14 protein-coding genes are annotated in these 14,817 nt (G+C 45.9%); 3 read left to right on the top strand and 11 right to left on the bottom strand.

The features are described from left to right. Positions 1-4 precede the first annotated feature (4 nt). The 7 genes from AC3EBE_RS23720 to AC3EBE_RS23690 all read right to left on the bottom strand — a co-directional run bounded on the left by AC3EBE_RS23720 (position 5) and on the right by AC3EBE_RS23690 (position 6,167). Complete coding sequence (locus AC3EBE_RS23720; protein WP_488597493.1) at positions 5-358, bottom strand: FixH family protein; 354 nt, start codon at positions 356-358, stop codon at positions 5-7. Next, on the bottom strand, positions 355-1,026 hold the full coding sequence (locus AC3EBE_RS23715) for an ABC transporter ATP-binding protein (RefSeq protein ID WP_488597492.1): 672 nt from the start codon (positions 1,024-1,026) through the stop codon (positions 355-357). Before AC3EBE_RS23715 ends, AC3EBE_RS23720 begins: the two co-directional genes overlap by 4 nt. Next, on the bottom strand, positions 1,023-1,820 hold the full coding sequence (locus tag AC3EBE_RS23710) for an ABC transporter permease (protein ID WP_488597491.1): 798 nt from the start codon (positions 1,818-1,820) through the stop codon (positions 1,023-1,025). The genes AC3EBE_RS23715 and AC3EBE_RS23710 overlap by 4 nt, the downstream gene beginning before the upstream one ends. Further along, positions 1,817-3,136: a nitrous oxide reductase family maturation protein NosD gene (nosD, locus tag AC3EBE_RS23705; RefSeq protein WP_488597490.1), complete on the bottom strand. Its 1,320-nt coding sequence runs from the start codon at positions 3,134-3,136 to the stop codon at positions 1,817-1,819. The genes AC3EBE_RS23710 and nosD overlap by 4 nt, the downstream gene beginning before the upstream one ends. Next, complete coding sequence (locus AC3EBE_RS23700; RefSeq protein WP_488597489.1) at positions 3,133-3,696, bottom strand: hypothetical protein; 564 nt, start codon at positions 3,694-3,696, stop codon at positions 3,133-3,135. Before AC3EBE_RS23700 ends, nosD begins: the two co-directional genes overlap by 4 nt. 127 nt (positions 3,697-3,823) lie before the next feature. Beyond that, entirely contained in the window at positions 3,824-5,701 is a 1,878-nt protein-coding gene (gene nosZ, locus AC3EBE_RS23695; RefSeq protein WP_488597488.1) for a Sec-dependent nitrous-oxide reductase, read from the bottom strand. A 19-nt stretch (positions 5,702-5,720) separates the two neighbouring features. Continuing rightward, entirely contained in the window at positions 5,721-6,167 is a 447-nt protein-coding gene (locus tag AC3EBE_RS23690) for a c-type cytochrome (RefSeq protein ID WP_488597487.1), read from the bottom strand. Positions 6,168-6,530: 363 nt separating this feature from the next. Here AC3EBE_RS23690 and AC3EBE_RS23685 point away from each other — a divergent pair, with 363 nt between their 5' ends. Both AC3EBE_RS23685 and AC3EBE_RS23680 read left to right on the top strand, forming a co-directional pair. Then, positions 6,531-7,625, top strand: a complete 1,095-nt coding sequence (locus tag AC3EBE_RS23685) for a PRK06851 family protein (protein WP_488597486.1) — start codon at positions 6,531-6,533, stop codon at positions 7,623-7,625. A 53-nt stretch (positions 7,626-7,678) separates the two neighbouring features. After that, positions 7,679-8,203 carry a hypothetical protein gene (locus AC3EBE_RS23680; protein ID WP_488597485.1) on the top strand — a complete coding sequence of 175 codons (525 nt, stop codon included), beginning with the start codon at positions 7,679-7,681 and terminating at the stop codon, positions 8,201-8,203. 54 nt (positions 8,204-8,257) lie between these two features. Here AC3EBE_RS23680 and AC3EBE_RS23675 read toward each other — a convergent pair whose 3' ends face one another. Beyond that, the gene (locus AC3EBE_RS23675) at positions 8,258-9,622 is read right to left on the bottom strand and encodes a YjiH family protein (protein ID WP_488597484.1); all 1,365 of its coding nucleotides are present in this window, start codon (positions 9,620-9,622) and stop codon (positions 8,258-8,260) included. Positions 9,623-9,905: 283 nt separating this feature from the next. On the opposite strand from AC3EBE_RS23675, the gene AC3EBE_RS23670 reads away from it, so the two are divergent. Continuing rightward, complete coding sequence (locus AC3EBE_RS23670) at positions 9,906-10,424, top strand: GNAT family N-acetyltransferase (protein ID WP_488597483.1); 519 nt, start codon at positions 9,906-9,908, stop codon at positions 10,422-10,424. A 46-nt stretch (positions 10,425-10,470) separates the two neighbouring features. On the opposite strand, the gene AC3EBE_RS23665 is transcribed toward AC3EBE_RS23670, so the two are convergent. From AC3EBE_RS23665 to AC3EBE_RS23655, 3 genes are all read right to left on the bottom strand, one after another. Beyond that, complete coding sequence (locus AC3EBE_RS23665; protein WP_488597482.1) at positions 10,471-11,241, bottom strand: hypothetical protein; 771 nt, start codon at positions 11,239-11,241, stop codon at positions 10,471-10,473. A 218-nt stretch (positions 11,242-11,459) separates the two neighbouring features. Continuing rightward, positions 11,460-13,118, bottom strand: coding sequence for a glycoside hydrolase family 13 protein (locus AC3EBE_RS23660; protein ID WP_488597481.1), 1,659 nt, complete (start codon positions 13,116-13,118; stop codon positions 11,460-11,462). A gap of 632 nt (positions 13,119-13,750) precedes the next feature. Next, entirely contained in the window at positions 13,751-14,788 is a 1,038-nt protein-coding gene (locus AC3EBE_RS23655) for a LacI family DNA-binding transcriptional regulator (RefSeq protein ID WP_488597480.1), read from the bottom strand. Positions 14,789-14,817: the final 29 nt, after the last annotated feature.

Raw genomic sequence — 14,817 nt, 5'->3', positions numbered from 1 at the left:
TGCATCAATCCTTTTCCACTTCGAATGTCAGGACATGTTCGAAGCCGGATTCGCCTTCGATATTGGCAAGCCATTCACCTGCCATCGGCAGTTCGGCGTCAGCTTCATAGATTCCATTGCCTTTATCCTCAAAAGATAGCTCGATCGAACCATGGTCCATTTTGGCCATCTCAAGATATGCGGTGAATTCGAGTCCTTCAGCTGGCTTTCCATCCTTTAAAATCTCAATGACAACCGGATAGCTTTCGCCAGCCTTGTATTTGGGTGCCTGTTTCAGCGTGAATTCATAATCAGAGCCTGAGCTGCAGCCGGTTATCAGCAGCATCAGCAGCATAATGCCTGCGATCAATCTTTTCATTTCAAACCCGCTCCTTTTAAATGTTCTTCCAGGAATTCAGCGACCGTGTACTTGGTCATCTGGCCGTTTTCTAAAAATGCGACATGCGTACAGATCTGTTTGATCTCATCCATGTGGTGGGAGGCCATGAAGATTGTTTTCCCAGTCAGGGACTTGAGGATCTGGAGGATTTCCTCACGTCCAAGCGGGTCAAGGCCGCTCGTAGGTTCATCGAGAATCAGGATGTCAGTGTCGTAGTAAAGCATGACGCAAAGGCCGAGGCGCTGGAGCATGCCTTTAGAATAACCCTTTACCTGGTTGTGGCGGTCCTCCCAGAGTGACACAAGCTTTAATTTTTCCTCGATCTTCTTCTCGTCTACCTCACTCGACCCAAGCGATGCAAAGAAACGCATATTTTCTTCGCCTGTAAGATGAGGGTAGAGGTGAAACTTCTCCGGAAGGTAGGAAACGATTTTTTTCCAGTCTCCTTTTTTATTAGAAAACCCTCCGAGAGTGATCGCTCCCTTTTTTACTGGCTGAAGGCCAAGAATCGAGCGAATCAGTGTTGATTTCCCGGCGCCATTCCGGCCGACCAGAGCGCAATATTCATTTTTTTCGATGGTGAGATTGATATCCTTCAGCACTTGTTTGTTTTTATAAGATTGAGATAAACCTTTGATTTCAATCATGATTTTTCCCCCTTGCTGCGGAACAGGATGGAAAGCTCGAAGAACAGGATCATCCAGAAGGCCAGGTCAATCACAAGGAATTTCCAAGGGGCCATCCAGATCATTTTTTCCATCAGCCTCGACATATTGTTCAGCGAGAACAAGCCGAGGGAGGTTTCCAGGTAAAAGCGCATCGTGTGCAGCGGATCCAGGAAATAAAGCCAGGAAAACAGTTCGACATTTTCATAGGAAACAGATGGAATGTATTGGATGAAGGCCAGGTCAATCAGGAAAACGAACAGGAACCAGGTAAAAATCGCTGCGCCGATCAGCTGCATCTTTGTATTGGCGATATTGCCAAGGAACAGGCCGAGCTGGTTAAAAATAAGCAGCAAGACGACAACGGTTGCCACGAAATAAAGGAAGCTGCCGAGCTGAAAATGCAGGAACCATTTCATTGCAATCGCAAGCACAAAATACCAGCTAACGAAGGCCCCGATAACGACTGATTGGATTGCAATGCTCTTTTTCAGCATCAGGCTGCGGTTCGATTCCTTTTTCGTCAGCAGGATCATCGATGTTTTCAGTTCTTTTTCCTGGAAGATTGAAAAAGAAGAGATGAACAGCGCAAAGATCGGTACAAGGTAAATATTCATATCGTAAAGCGAGAGAAGAAAGGCATCGAATCCCAGTTCATCTGGAAAAGAACGTGCTTCCGCCAGAAGAAACAGGGATGTTAGGATGACCATCGCAAGCCCAAGCCAGAGGCCTTTCCCGCGTGACTGTTCAAGCCATTCCTTCCAAATGTAGTTCATGATAAACGACTCCTTCTCTTGAATAGAACCCAGCCCAGGATCAAAACCACCGGAACAGCAATCATGATGAACAATGGGCTGCTGCTGGACGATTGGTTTTCCTTGATCAGCGGGAATTCATCCACGACCATGACCTTCTGGGTGCTCAGGACTTCATTGATTTTTTCATAGATTTTAATTGCAGGGCTCTTTAAAAACAGGTAGGCCAGTTCATTTTCTTCGACCAGCTTATATAGTGATGATTTATATTCAACAGGAGAGTCACCGATCTGGTTTTGGTCCAGATCAAGCACAGCAAGATCTGTTCCCCAGTAGTTTCCAATCCCGTTCTGATTCCATTGGTTATAGGATTCTGCGCCGATTGTCAGCACATTTGCGACATTCTGCTTAAATTGATTTCTGGTGAACACCTGTGATGTCGAGGTAGTCCACAGCTCGATGCCGATTTCATTGTGGAAAAACTTGTTTCCTTCAATCCGGTTCTGCGTTGATTGCTCAAGGTAGATTCCGCGCTGGTTCAGGTAGAATTCATTATCCAATACGGTGTTGCTGCTGCTCGTCTGGATGATCAGGCCGAAGGAGCGGGACCCTTGATTAAAGGAAAACTGGTTTTCTTTCAGTGTGATTCCCTGGGAGTGCATGATCGCGGCACCGCCCGTATTTTTGTTAAAACGGTTTTTGTAAAAGAAATTATTATTTGAATACATATAGTGCAGCCCATAGCGGGTCTCGCTTACCAGATTGTTGCGTATTTCGTTCTCATCCGCATACTCTACATAAATTCCGTCGCGGGTGTTCGCGATGGTGCAGTCTTCAATGACATTATTGGAGGTGCGGACAAGCTGGATGCCATTGCCCTGGCTGCCAAGTTTTCCAGTTCCCTGGCCGGTGACTTTGACATCTTTGACTAGATTGTGTTTTGAACTATTAATATAAAGTCCATGGTAAACATCGTGGATAACTAGTTTAATAAACTGGTTATGGTCACCCTTCGTGCGGATCCCCGAATATTCCTCATCGGAGCTCCTGTTCAGGCTGCCATGTTCGATCGTTAAGTTTTTCAATGTTACATTTGATGCTTTGACCAATACGACATTTCCGTTGCCATCGCCCCGGAGGACTGTTCCTTTTTTGCCGATGATTGTAATCGGCTTCGTTATTTCGATATTGCCGTCATATTGCTTTCCTTCAAGCTGTAGTTCGCCGTTAATTGGAGTTTCATCAATCAGCTGCTGCAGGGATACATCTGCCGAGACAGGCAGGGTGGATAAGATCCAGACGCCTATCCCAACAAATAAAATCAATAGCCTGTTCATCGCTTTCTCTCCAGCCACAACGGCAGAACAGTCAGCAAGAAGGCTGCGGCAAGCAGGAATGAACCAGTCGTAAAATAGCTGTGCGTGACAAAGTTGGCGAGGATATTCTCTCCAAGAATCGGCGGGACAAACGGATCAAGCTCAATTGGTGCCTTCGGATCCAGTTCAGTGCCAAATTTGGTCAGCCAGCGCTTCATATCATAAATTCCAAGTGCGCCGCCAACTGCCAAAAGGCCGGCTGGAATGTAAAGCAGCCCTTTTCTCCTTACTAGCGCAACGATGATGAACAGTAAGGCGACAGCAATGATCAGACCGGGCAAATATTTCAGCTCCGGAAAGCTTTCATTGCTGAAGGGCGCCATGCCAATATAATGGTTCAGCCCATTGACGATATCAATATTTCCAGCAAGCTTGCTTGGATATACAACGATATCGAGGCCCTCTGGGTATTGAGGGGCAAAGAACTTCATACCCCACCAAGGGAATTTGATAGAGGCAAATAGCAAAGCTGCAGCTCCAAGCAGGCTGGCCATCGAAGCGACAGATATCTTTTTTGCCATCTTGATCATCTCCTATTAGGAAGCGGCAGCTCCTATTAAAACGGAAAGGAACTACTGCCTATTTTTAAAAAGTGAGAAAGGGTATCGGCTAAAAGCAATACCCTTTTCCTATTTTCAGAGTGCAGGATTATTTCGGTTCAACCAGCAGATAGCCGCTCATTTCCTGGTGCAATGCTGAACAGAAGTTTGTACAGTAAATCGGGAATGTACCAGCTTTCTCTGCAGTAAACTCGATTGTGCTAGTTTGGCCTGGCTGGACTTCATAGTTTAAGTCATGGTCCATGATGCCGAAACCATGCGTGATATCCTGGTCAAGGTCAATATTCGTCAGGTGGATGAATACCTTGTCGCCCTGGTTGACTTTGATTTCATCCGGGCGTTTCGCTTTGGCGTCAAACACGAATTTGGATCTCATCGCAATACCGTAAACATGGACTTCATTGCCTTTACGTTCAATACGGGTGTCTTCCTGTTTCCAGACTGAGTTCTCGCGCTTTTCATCCTTCGCGTAAATCGGGATCGTTTTGATCTTGTCGCGGTGGATTGTCTGCGCATAGTGCGGTTCTGGGTCAACCGGACTTGTGTAGATGACCTCCATCTTATCGCCGGAAATATCAATCAATTCCATGGATTCAGGATGTGAAGGCCCGACTGACAGGAAGTTATCCTTTGCGATTTTGTTCAATGAAACAATCCATTTGCCATCCGGAGTAGCAGTGTCCCCTTCAGCAGCTGTAGAGTGTCCTGGTGAATAGTGGACAGGCGTTCTGTCGAGAACCTCACCGGTAGCAATTTTCCACTTGACGATTTCAGAAGAAATGAACATTGTGTTGTAAGCATTTCCTTTGTCATCGAATTGGGTATGAAGCGGCCCAAGGGCACCAGGCGGGTCAACTTCACGCTCTACAACCTTGTCATAAGGCAGAACAGGGATGCCGTATTTTTCACCTTCAAATTCATTATTCTTGATCAGTTCAAAGGCTTTCTCGAATGAGAAAACAGTCATTAGTGGCGCTAGTTTGCCTGATGCGATGAAACGAGTCCCGTCCGGAGTCACATCAACACCGTGCGGAGACTTCGCGACAGGAACGGCGTAGATGGAACCCTTATGCTTGCGCGGGTCAATCATCTTCGCGCCGTTCACTTCCTCGTACTCACCATCTGCAATTTTCTTCTCAAGCTCTTTCCAGTTCAGCATGACGATATAGTCGCGGTCGTTCTGGGAAGCATTGATTTCATTGTTTGTTGTTGCGAATTCAGTGTTGTATGTTGTCATGACAATCCAGTCGCCAGACATTTTTTTGCCGGCATCCGATAGGTCATAGGACCAAGGCGGAAGCATGATTTGGTATGCGAGGTCAAGTTCCTTCTTTTTCTGGTCGAATTTCACCATTGAAACGACGCCTTTATATTTGCTTTCAAAGTCATCCAGTGGCGCATATTCTTTTCCGATTGGGACAGAGAATCGTGTTGGCATGACGATGTATTCCGTATTCTGTGTTACAAACGTACCAGCGTGAGGGCCGCCCATATTCGGCATTTCCATGATATCTGCGGTGTGGAATGTGCTAAGGTCGACAGCGGCGATCCGGTTATTGGCCACATCGTTCGCGAAGACGAATTTGCCATCGTATTCAGCATTTGTTTCGGAAATGGCCGGGTGGTGGAAGTCGCCCCATGTATACTTGCCGAGCATTTCTTTCGTTTTGGTGTCAAAACCGTAGCCAGTTGCCGGATCAGGCGAGAAAACAGGAACGGTCCGTATCTTCCTCATTGATGGAAGTCCATAGACGAACAGCTGTCCTGAGTGGCCGCCAGATGAGAGCATATAGTAATCATCAAGCTCACCGTAAGGGACATACACTTTTTCGGCATTCGACTTGTTTGTATTTGCAGTGTCATTGCTTGCTTCTCCTTTAGGCCCTGTTGAAAAATCAGCGAAAAACACTGTCGCCGCCATAAATCCGGCAAGAAGGCCAGAGGCTGCTGGAACCCATTTTTTCATTAACGTTGCACCACCTTGTTTATTTTTCTGAAGCTTCTTTCAATATGCCTACAACTTGATTTATTTCATCCTCAGACAGCGGATTTCCGCCGATTACACCAGACATGACTGCAGAAGTTGGTGCTTTAAGGAATTCAGAAACAGGTTTGCCATGCTTGCCTTCGACATTCTTGTACGCCTGTGAAAGGTCAGGGCCGGTAGCGCCGCCTTTGAGGTTTAATGCTTCGACTGAATGGCAGCCCAGGCAGCCTTTGGATTGAAGGATATTTTCTTCTCCGGCTGCTGCAGTTTCTTGCGTATCTGCAGGCTCAGCTTTTTCAGCTTTTGTTTCTTCTGGCTTGGATTGCTCCGTGACAGCGGCCTTTTGATCCTGGCTGCCGCTCGCCGGAATCACATCAAAGGCAATATATCCAATGCCAAGGCCAATGAGAGCACTGATGATGAAATGAATGACAGGTTTATTCACTTTTTTCCCCCCTCGATTGATTTACAATTACATCCTAACTTTTTGGAAAAAACGGTAGTGTGATGTACTGCACACAATTTTGTGTTTATTGTGAAGGATTTGTGAAAGCAGTGTGTAGGCCTGTGAAGAACATCACTTGCCCGGGAAATAATTTCTTAGGATGTTCAAAAATGTGATGGGAATTGTGTGGCTGCACAAAGGACTGACTCACGATTAAGTGGGAGGTTTAAAGAATGGGAGAGGAATAGTATTGGTTACCAAATATTCATTCAACTAGGCATTCACCCAGCACAACCGCCCTGCATATAGTAATGAGGAAGCTATAACAAGCCGGTTTTATAGCGGCTGGAGGGAGTGCGAAATATGGCTGGGAAAATACTGAATTACTTTGCCGGCGGGAATACAGCCCGTGGATTTTACAATTTGTATGATTCGAACCTGCAGGGATTGTCTCGTTTGTTTATTTTGAAGGGCGGCCCTGGAACAGGCAAATCTTCTTTGATGAAAAAAATCGGTAATGAATGGGTTGAAAAAGGCTATGACATAGAATTCCTGCACTGCTCGTCAGATAATAAATCGATTGATGGAGTGATCATACCTAAGCTGAATGTGGGCATCGTTGATGGAACTGCTCCGCATGTCATTGAGCCAAAAGCGCCCGGGGCAGTCGAGGAATACATCAACCTGGGAGAGGCATGGAATTCCGCCAAGCTGCAGGAGCATAGGGAAACCATCCTGAAGCTGTCTGAGGAAATCAGCACTGCTTTTAATACTGCATACAGCCAGTTCGCGGAGGCATTGAGGATTCACGATGAGTGGGAAAAATTCTATATCGAGAATATGGATTTTGCCAAAGCAAATGAATTCACGAACCAATTGATTGGAAAATTGTTCGGTGACAGCAGGCTGGAGGGTGAAGGGAAAGTGATTGACCGATTCCTCGGAGCGGCAACACCAGTTGGCGCAGTCGATTTTGTCCCTAACCTGACTGAAACAGTTGGCAAGAGATATTTCATTAAAGGCCGTCCTGGTTCAGGAAAGTCGACCATGCTGAAAAAGCTGGCAGCCGAAGCGAAGTCGCGCGGCTATGAAGTCGAAGTCTACCATTGTGGCTTTGATCCGCACAGCCTTGACATGGTGATTGTCCGTGAACTTGATTTCGCGATTTTTGACAGCACCGCTCCGCATGAGTACTTCCCTGACCGGGCGACAGATGAAATCATCGATATGTACACGGAGCTCATCGAGCCTGGAACAGATGAAAAGTATGCCGAGGAAATCAAGGATGTCGGCAGCAGATATAAAAATAAGATGAATGAGGCAATCGCGTCGCTTGCTAATGCAAAGGTGCTTCGCGATCAGCTGGAAAAAATCTATATTGGTGCGATGGATTTTTCAAAGGTCGATGCTATTGCCAGCCAAATTCAGGCAGAAATTGAATCATTGCCTGTCCAGTAGCACCCATTTGGGCATTGGGCATACATTACAGGGAAAACATCTAGAGAGGGGATATGAGTTTGAATTATTATAACTTCTACCCATATGGACAATATCAGCAAGATGACGAAGAATATGGCTATTACCAAAACCAATTCTACCCGCAGTATGATGAAAGGATTTTCCCAGGCGGCGGGCAGGGAGGAGGCTTTCCGTTTCCGGGCGGCGGGCCAGGCGGAGGAGGATTTCCATTCCCAGGCGGTGGTCCTGGTGGCCAGCCTGGCGGATTCCCAGGTGGCGGCGGATTCCCGGGAGGACCTCCCCCAGGACAGCAGCAAGGCGGCGGGGCACCGACATCACCACCGCCAGCCTTCATTCCACAGGAAACCCAGGCATCAGCCTTTGCGGTTGATCCAGGCGGAATCAGAAGATGCCTCTACCGCTACACATATGTTTGGCTGAACAATGGCAGTGCCTTCTGGTACTTCCCAACCTTTGTCGGCCGCAATTCAGTAGCTGGCTGGAGATGGCGGCGCCGTTGGGGATGGGTCTACTTTGGGATTGACCTGAGGCAGATTCGTTCATTCCAGTGCTTCTAAAGCATAAAAAAGAGAGCTCGTGCATTTTTCGCATGAGCTCTCTTTTGCATATAGTCAAAAAATCAAATGTGCGACTAACACAATGATCGGCAGCGTTACAATCGTACGCTGGAGGAAAATGATGAACAATTCCCCGAAGCTTACCGGAATTTTGGATCCAAGCAGCAATCCACCGACCTCTGACATATAAATCAGCTGGGTAACCGAAACAGCAGCAATTATGAATCTGGTCATTTCACTGCCGATTTCCGCGCCGATGACAGAAGGCAGGAACATATCAGCAAAGCCGACTATCAAAGTTTCTGAAGCAGCCTTGGCTTCAGGGACCTGCATCAACTCCAGCAGCGGAATGAACGGCAAACCGAGCCATTGGAATACAGGTGTATATTCAGCGACTATCAAGGCGAGTGTGCCAAGAGCCATGACGATCGGAGCTACACCCATCCACATATCGAGGATATTTCTTACACCTGCGATGAAGAAATCCTGGAAACTGCGGTTGGCTCTTGCTTTTTCAACAGCCTGTGTCATACCCCATGAAAAAGGGGTAAATCCCTGGGGAATCTTTTCTTCAGAATAATCGTCTGGCCGCTCCACAAAATACGTATCAGGCTTCCGTGATAACGGAGGGATGCGCGGAATGATGATGGCCGCAATGACCCCGGCACCTGTGACTGTCAAATAAAACGGGACAAACATAGAGCCCAGGCCAACCTGTGAGATGACCACAAGACTGAAGGTGATGGATACTACGGAGAATGTCGTCCCGATCACGGCAGCCTCTCTCTTCGTGTAATATCCCTCTTCATATTGCTTGCTTGTGAGCAGGACTCCAATAGTTCCATCTCCAAGCCATGACGCAAGGCAGTCGATGGATGAGCGGCCAGGCAGCCTGAAGATTGGGCGCATGAACTTTGTCAGCAATGTGCCAAACAGCTCGAGCAGGCCGAAGTTCAGCAGCAGCGGTAAGAATAAACCGGCAAACAGGAAAACAGCAAACAGGATCGGCAGCAGGTCATTGAGAAGCAGCCCGCCTGTATTTGGCGACCACACTGCTTCAGGCCCAATCTTGAACAAAGTCATGATCGCAAAAATAGCTCCCAGGATGCGGGCAATCAGCCAGATGGCTGGTACATCAAAAAGCGCCTTAAGAAAATGATTGCGATTTAAAACCTCAGGCCTTACCGATTTAATCAATAAGGTGCCGATCAAAGTCAAGACAATGATTACTGTCATGATCGCCGGCAGTGAGCCCCCAAGCAAATCCTGGACCCAGCCAGAAAGAACCGCGATCGGTATTGTGATTTCTCCCTTATAGGAGACCGGAATCATGAAGAAGAATATCCCGATTAATGATGGAATGATAAATGTTAAAAGGTCCCCAACAGAGGCCTTCTTTTTCTGAAGCGGTTTTTCCAAAACAATTTCACCCTTAAAATACATATTTATAAACAAGAAATAATTTTAATGCATATAATGCGGTTTGCCAACCCTTTTCTCAGCCCAATTCCTTCCTGAATTATATTAACCTAAACGCCACTGATTAAACACGAGGAAGGGGGAGCACGGGGACGTACCCTGTGCTTCTGTTTTTTTTTAATGAAGGAAGCAATGGGTACGTCCCCGTGCTTCTAGCAGGAATCAAGCTTCAAATAGGGAATATAAAAGGGGAATTCAGTATATCAACAGGGAGAAAAAAATCATGGATATTACTTTGGAGAAAATCGGACCAAATAAAAAGACGATTTTGCGTAATCTCTACTCATTATACCTTCACGATTTATCAGCATTCGCGGACGGATTGATGGTGAGCGAGGATGGAAGTTATGAGTTTGACTCATTTGATTTGATATGGGAGAAAGAAGGAATCTCTCCTTATTTAATAATGGCAGAAGGCAAGCTTGCGGGTTTTATTCTGCTGCTGGAGGCCCCTATAACGAAAAAGGTAGATAAAGTCATCAATGATTTCTTTATCCTTCACCCATACCGCGGCAAGGGAGCCGCAAAAGCTGCAGCATCACTGATTTTCCAGGAGCACAAAGGCAGCTACTATATTTCACAGCTAACCAGGAATGAACCCGCTGTCCGCTTCTGGAAAAAGCTTTATCAGCAATTTGCGATCGACTATGAAGAAATTACAGAAGAACAGGATGGCGAGCAAGTCGTTTATCAAACATTCACGATTGGGGAAGCACGGGGACGTATTCTAGTGCTTCCCTGATCTTAATGAAAAAGGAAGCACAGGGTACGTCCCCGTGCTTCTATTCCTATAGGCAGTTGGCTGCTAATCGTCTGATTTCCCTGGTCATGTCCTTGTTTACTGGGTAAACTTCTTCTAAATAATCCAATATTTTTAGAGCGGATTCTGGGACTTTCTGATAGCCCTGCAGCATTTCTGCCATTAATCCTGCAAATTTAGGGAATCTTTTCTCGATGCGTCTCTCATTACCAAAAATATCAGGATAATACTCTATTTCCTGTTCAATTAGGTGGAGCACAGATAGGATATTATCTATAGCATGATTCTGAATAAACTTCATGCCAGATAAATTTTCGCCTCGAGCATACCTGCACAGCCCTACATATAAGTTAGTCAGGGCCTCATTGATAGCAAAGCTTAAGGATTCCTGGCGTACTGATGGTGCTTTTCTTACAGGTGAGACAATTTCAAGATTAGTGAAAGAAGGATCTTTCCAGACAATACGTCCCGGCGAAAATAGAATATTCTTCATTTCCTCTTCTTCGAATACCGCAAATTCACCATATATTCCATCTTGAAATAAAATCTTATAACCGTCTTTTGTATTTTTAAATGAATAAGCCAAAGGGTGGGCTGTTTCTAGCCAATCTAACTGGTCGATGAATCTTGTTTTCTGATTGGGCTTTACGATGACGAAAAAGTCCAAATCAGAATAATCATCTAACCGTCCAAGTTCTAGTCCAACTGAACCAAGTCCCAGCAAAAGCAGGGCGTCACCGGTTTTTTCTAAACTTTCTCCAATTTGATTGAGTCTTTCTAATAGCAATTCTTTCCCCATTTTTACATCCCTCCCTGAATTAACTCGATTAAAATTTCCAGCTAAACTGCTTTTTCTGCCGATTTATCCTGTCGATATCAAGATGGATCCATACCTGTGAGCAGTGGGTATTATTGTTAATGATTAATCTTCATTGCCTTGCTGTATAAGAAAAAAGACCAAATCAATTCCGATTTGGTCTGTATGTTTCTCCAACGAAGCTGCAATAGCGTTATTAGTTATTTTACATATACTCTTGTTTCATAAGGTTTGAGGGTTAATGCGGTAACTGGTCCGTGCTGTTCTGCCTCTTGATTGCTTAGCAGGAGTTTGCTGGATTCTAGCGGGAATCCGTCAAATTCATAATCTGCTGGCTGGTCGGAAAGGTTGGTGATCACGATTGCCTGTTGGCCGTCCAGTGTACGGGTGTATGCATAGATTTGCTCGTGGTTTTCGAGGATCAGGTCATATACTCCGTATGTGAAAACTTCATGTTCCTTTTTCATCTGGATCATTTTTTTATAAAAATGAAGGATCGATTCAGGATCATTTAGCTGCTGCTCGACGTTGATTGTTGTATAGTTCGGGTTCATGCCGAGCCATGGATTGCCGGTTGTGAATCCTGCATTTGCCTCTGCTGACCATTGCATCGGTGTCCGTGAGTTGTCGCGGCTTGTTGCCCAGATGAAATCCATTATTTCTTCATGCGGCACGCCGGCTTCACGGCGGATGTTATAAAGGTTCTTGATCGCGACATCATCGTAATCCTCGATGGAAGGGAACTGGACATTGGTCATGCCGATTTCCTGGCCTTGATAGATGAATGGTGTTCCCTGCATCAGGAAATACATCGATGCCAATGCTGTCGCGCTTTCACGCCAGTATTCTTTATCATTGCCCCATGTGGACACAATGCGCGCTTTGTCATGGTTTTCAATGAAAAGGGCATTCCAGCCTTTGCCTTCAAGGCCTTTTTGCCAGCGAGTGAATACGCTTTTCAACTTGGCGAGGTCAAGTGCCTTCTTTTCAGAATCCCAGAGGTCCAGGTGCTCAAACTGGAAAACCATATTGAACTTCCCGTTTTCTTCACCCACCCAAAGGTCTGCTTCCTCAATGCTGACGCCATTTGCCTCACCGACAGTCATGATGTCGTATTTTGAGAAGGTCTCCTGCTTCAGTTCCTCCAGGTACTTCTGGATTCCGTCCACATTCATATGCTTATCGAATGAAGAAACATACTGAAGCCCTTCCGGATTCGGCATATCCTGAAGCCCGTCTTCCTTTTTGATATGGCTGATCGCGTCAACACGGAAGCCATCGATTCCTTTATCAAGCCACCAATTGATCATATCGTATAAAGCAGTGCGGACTTCTTTGTTTTCCCAGTTTAAATCAGGCTGCTTGCGCGAGAAGATATGAAGGAAATACTGATCTGTTTCTTCATCGTATTCCCAGGCAGAGCCGCCGAAGATGCTTTCCCAGTTATTCGGCTCAGCCCCATCCTTGCCATCACGCCAAATGTACCAGTCGCGTTTCGGGCTGTCTTTTGACTCGCGTGACTCGAGGAACCAGGCATGCTCATCGCTCGTATGATTGATAACAAGATCGATGATCAGCTTCATGCCGCGCTTATGTGTTTCTTTTAAAAGCTGGTCGAAGTCTTCCATCGTGCCGAACTCATCCATGATATCCTGGTAATCACTGATATCATATCCATTGTCATCATTAGGAGACTTGTACATCGGGCAAATCCAGATGACATCGATGCCCAGCTCCTTCAGGTAATCCAGTTTAGAAATCATTCCTTGTAAATCGCCAATGCCGTCGCCGTTCGAATCCATGAAGCTTCTAGGATAAACCTGATAGGCAACCGCTTCTTTCCACCATGTGTGTTTCATGTGAACCCTCATTTCTGTATAAAAGCTATGTCCGCAAACGCTGCCGTCATCGGAACATAGCTTGCTTCCTGTATTTTCCCCAATTTTACGGAAATAGGACCGTAAAATCATGATGCGCCCCGTTATTTTACTGTAAAAGCAGCAGGATGCCAAGATAAGCACCGGGGACAGCTGTCCTGGCATTGATGTTTGACTTGCAGGCAAACGTTAGAACCTTCCAGCCATAAAATTCGACCGAGGATGGCTCTAATAAAGACGATTAGGACCATCCAGCAATAAAATTCGACCGAGGATGGCTCTAATAAAGACGATTAGGACCATCCAGCCTAAAAATTCAACCGTAGATGGCTCTAATAAAGGCGATTAGGACCATCCATCCATAAAATTGAACCGAGGATGGCTCTAATAAAGGCGATTAGAACCTTCCAGCCATAAAATTCGACCGAGGATGGCTCTAATAAAGGCGATTAGGACCATCCAGCCTAAAAATTCGACCGAGGATGGCTCTAATAAAGACGATTAGAACCTTCCATCCATAAAATTCTACCGTAGATGGCTCTAATAAAGGCGATTAGGACCATCCAGCCTGAAAATTCGACCGAGGATGGCTCTAATAAATGCTACTAAGGCTCCTAGTTCTTTACATCAGAGCCTATTGCAAAGCAAGACTTGCGCTCGATCATTTTAGCTGGGATTGTGATCCGTTTAGGCAGAGCCTTTGGATTTTTGATTATTTCTATTAAACAGTTAGCTGCTTCAAACCCTAACTGAAAGATATCAATGTTCACCGATGTCAGCTGCGGCTTCATATGCTCCGTTAGCGGCACATCATTGAAGCTCACAATTGAAATCTGCTCAGGCACCTTGATATTCAATTCCTCTGAATAGCTCATGAGTTCGATCGCGGTAAAATCATCTGCCACTACCAGGGCGGTAGGGGGCTGGTGGGAGGAAAGGAACCTGGTGATGCCTTCTTTTCCTTCTGATTTTAAGCATTTCTCATGGATAATATACGTTTCGTCATAAGGGATGCCAGCTTCCTGGAGGGCCTGTCTGTACCCTTCAAGCCGGTCGATTGTAAAAACGAAATCCAAATTCACGCCGATAAAGGCGATGCTGCGATGGCCGAGCTGGATTAAATAATCTGTTACCTGTTTTGTGATGTAGATATTATCATTGTCGACATAGGTGATCCGCTCTGCATTCTTGTAAGGGCGGCCAATGACGGTAAAAGGAAAGTTCTCCTCCAGCAAATAATTCATGATCCTGTCGTCCGTTTTCGAATAAAGGAGGATGATGCCGTCCACACGCCGTCCCTGGACCATGGACACAACCTGTTGGAAAATCTCTTCATCGGTGATGCCGGTGGTTAAATATACCCCGAATTGATCCTCGTGGGCTTTCATGCTGATTCCCCTCAAAACTTCAGGGAAGAAGGGATTCTGCAGCGCCTGTGTTGCTGAATTGGGCATAACAATGCCAATTGTTTCTGTACTTCGCACGACAAGGCTTCGCGCCTGGAAATTAGGGTGATAACCCAGTCTCTCCATTTCAATTCGCACACGCTTCTTGGTTTCTTCACTGATATGAGGATGGTCAGCAATCACCCTGGAAACGGTCGAAGGTGACACAGCGGCTGCCTTTGCTACATCTTTAATTGTGACTGCCATTCGTTGTCGCTCCTATTCGATCGATTTTT

It is taken from the genome of Mesobacillus sp., from assembly GCF_057785455.1.
Note: the sequence above shows the minus strand (reverse complement) of the source record. Positions and strands in the feature narration are given on the sequence as shown.

Excerpts from the sequence above, each read along its gene's own strand:
- AC3EBE_RS23685 (WP_488597486.1), top strand. The coding sequence starts at position 6,531 with ATGGCTGGGAAAATACTGAATTACTTTGCCGGCGGGAATACAGCCCGT.
- AC3EBE_RS23660 (WP_488597481.1), bottom strand. The coding sequence starts at position 13,118 with ATGAAACACACATGGTGGAAAGAAGCGGTTGCCTATCAGGTTTATCCT.
- AC3EBE_RS23665 (WP_488597482.1), bottom strand. The coding sequence starts at position 11,241 with ATGGGGAAAGAATTGCTATTAGAAAGACTCAATCAAATTGGAGAAAGT.
- AC3EBE_RS23700 (WP_488597489.1), bottom strand. The coding sequence starts at position 3,696 with ATGGCAAAAAAGATATCTGTCGCTTCGATGGCCAGCCTGCTTGGAGCT.
- AC3EBE_RS23670 (WP_488597483.1), top strand. The coding sequence starts at position 9,906 with ATGGATATTACTTTGGAGAAAATCGGACCAAATAAAAAGACGATTTTG.
- nosZ (WP_488597488.1), bottom strand. The coding sequence starts at position 5,701 with ATGAAAAAATGGGTTCCAGCAGCCTCTGGCCTTCTTGCCGGATTTATG.
- nosD (WP_488597490.1), bottom strand. The coding sequence starts at position 3,136 with ATGAACAGGCTATTGATTTTATTTGTTGGGATAGGCGTCTGGATCTTA.
- AC3EBE_RS23720 (WP_488597493.1), bottom strand. The coding sequence starts at position 358 with ATGAAAAGATTGATCGCAGGCATTATGCTGCTGATGCTGCTGATAACC.
- AC3EBE_RS23655 (WP_488597480.1), bottom strand. The coding sequence starts at position 14,788 with ATGGCAGTCACAATTAAAGATGTAGCAAAGGCAGCCGCTGTGTCACCT.
- AC3EBE_RS23680 (WP_488597485.1), top strand. The coding sequence starts at position 7,679 with ATGAGTTTGAATTATTATAACTTCTACCCATATGGACAATATCAGCAA.
- AC3EBE_RS23710 (WP_488597491.1), bottom strand. The coding sequence starts at position 1,820 with ATGAACTACATTTGGAAGGAATGGCTTGAACAGTCACGCGGGAAAGGC.
- AC3EBE_RS23715 (WP_488597492.1), bottom strand. The coding sequence starts at position 1,026 with ATGATTGAAATCAAAGGTTTATCTCAATCTTATAAAAACAAACAAGTG.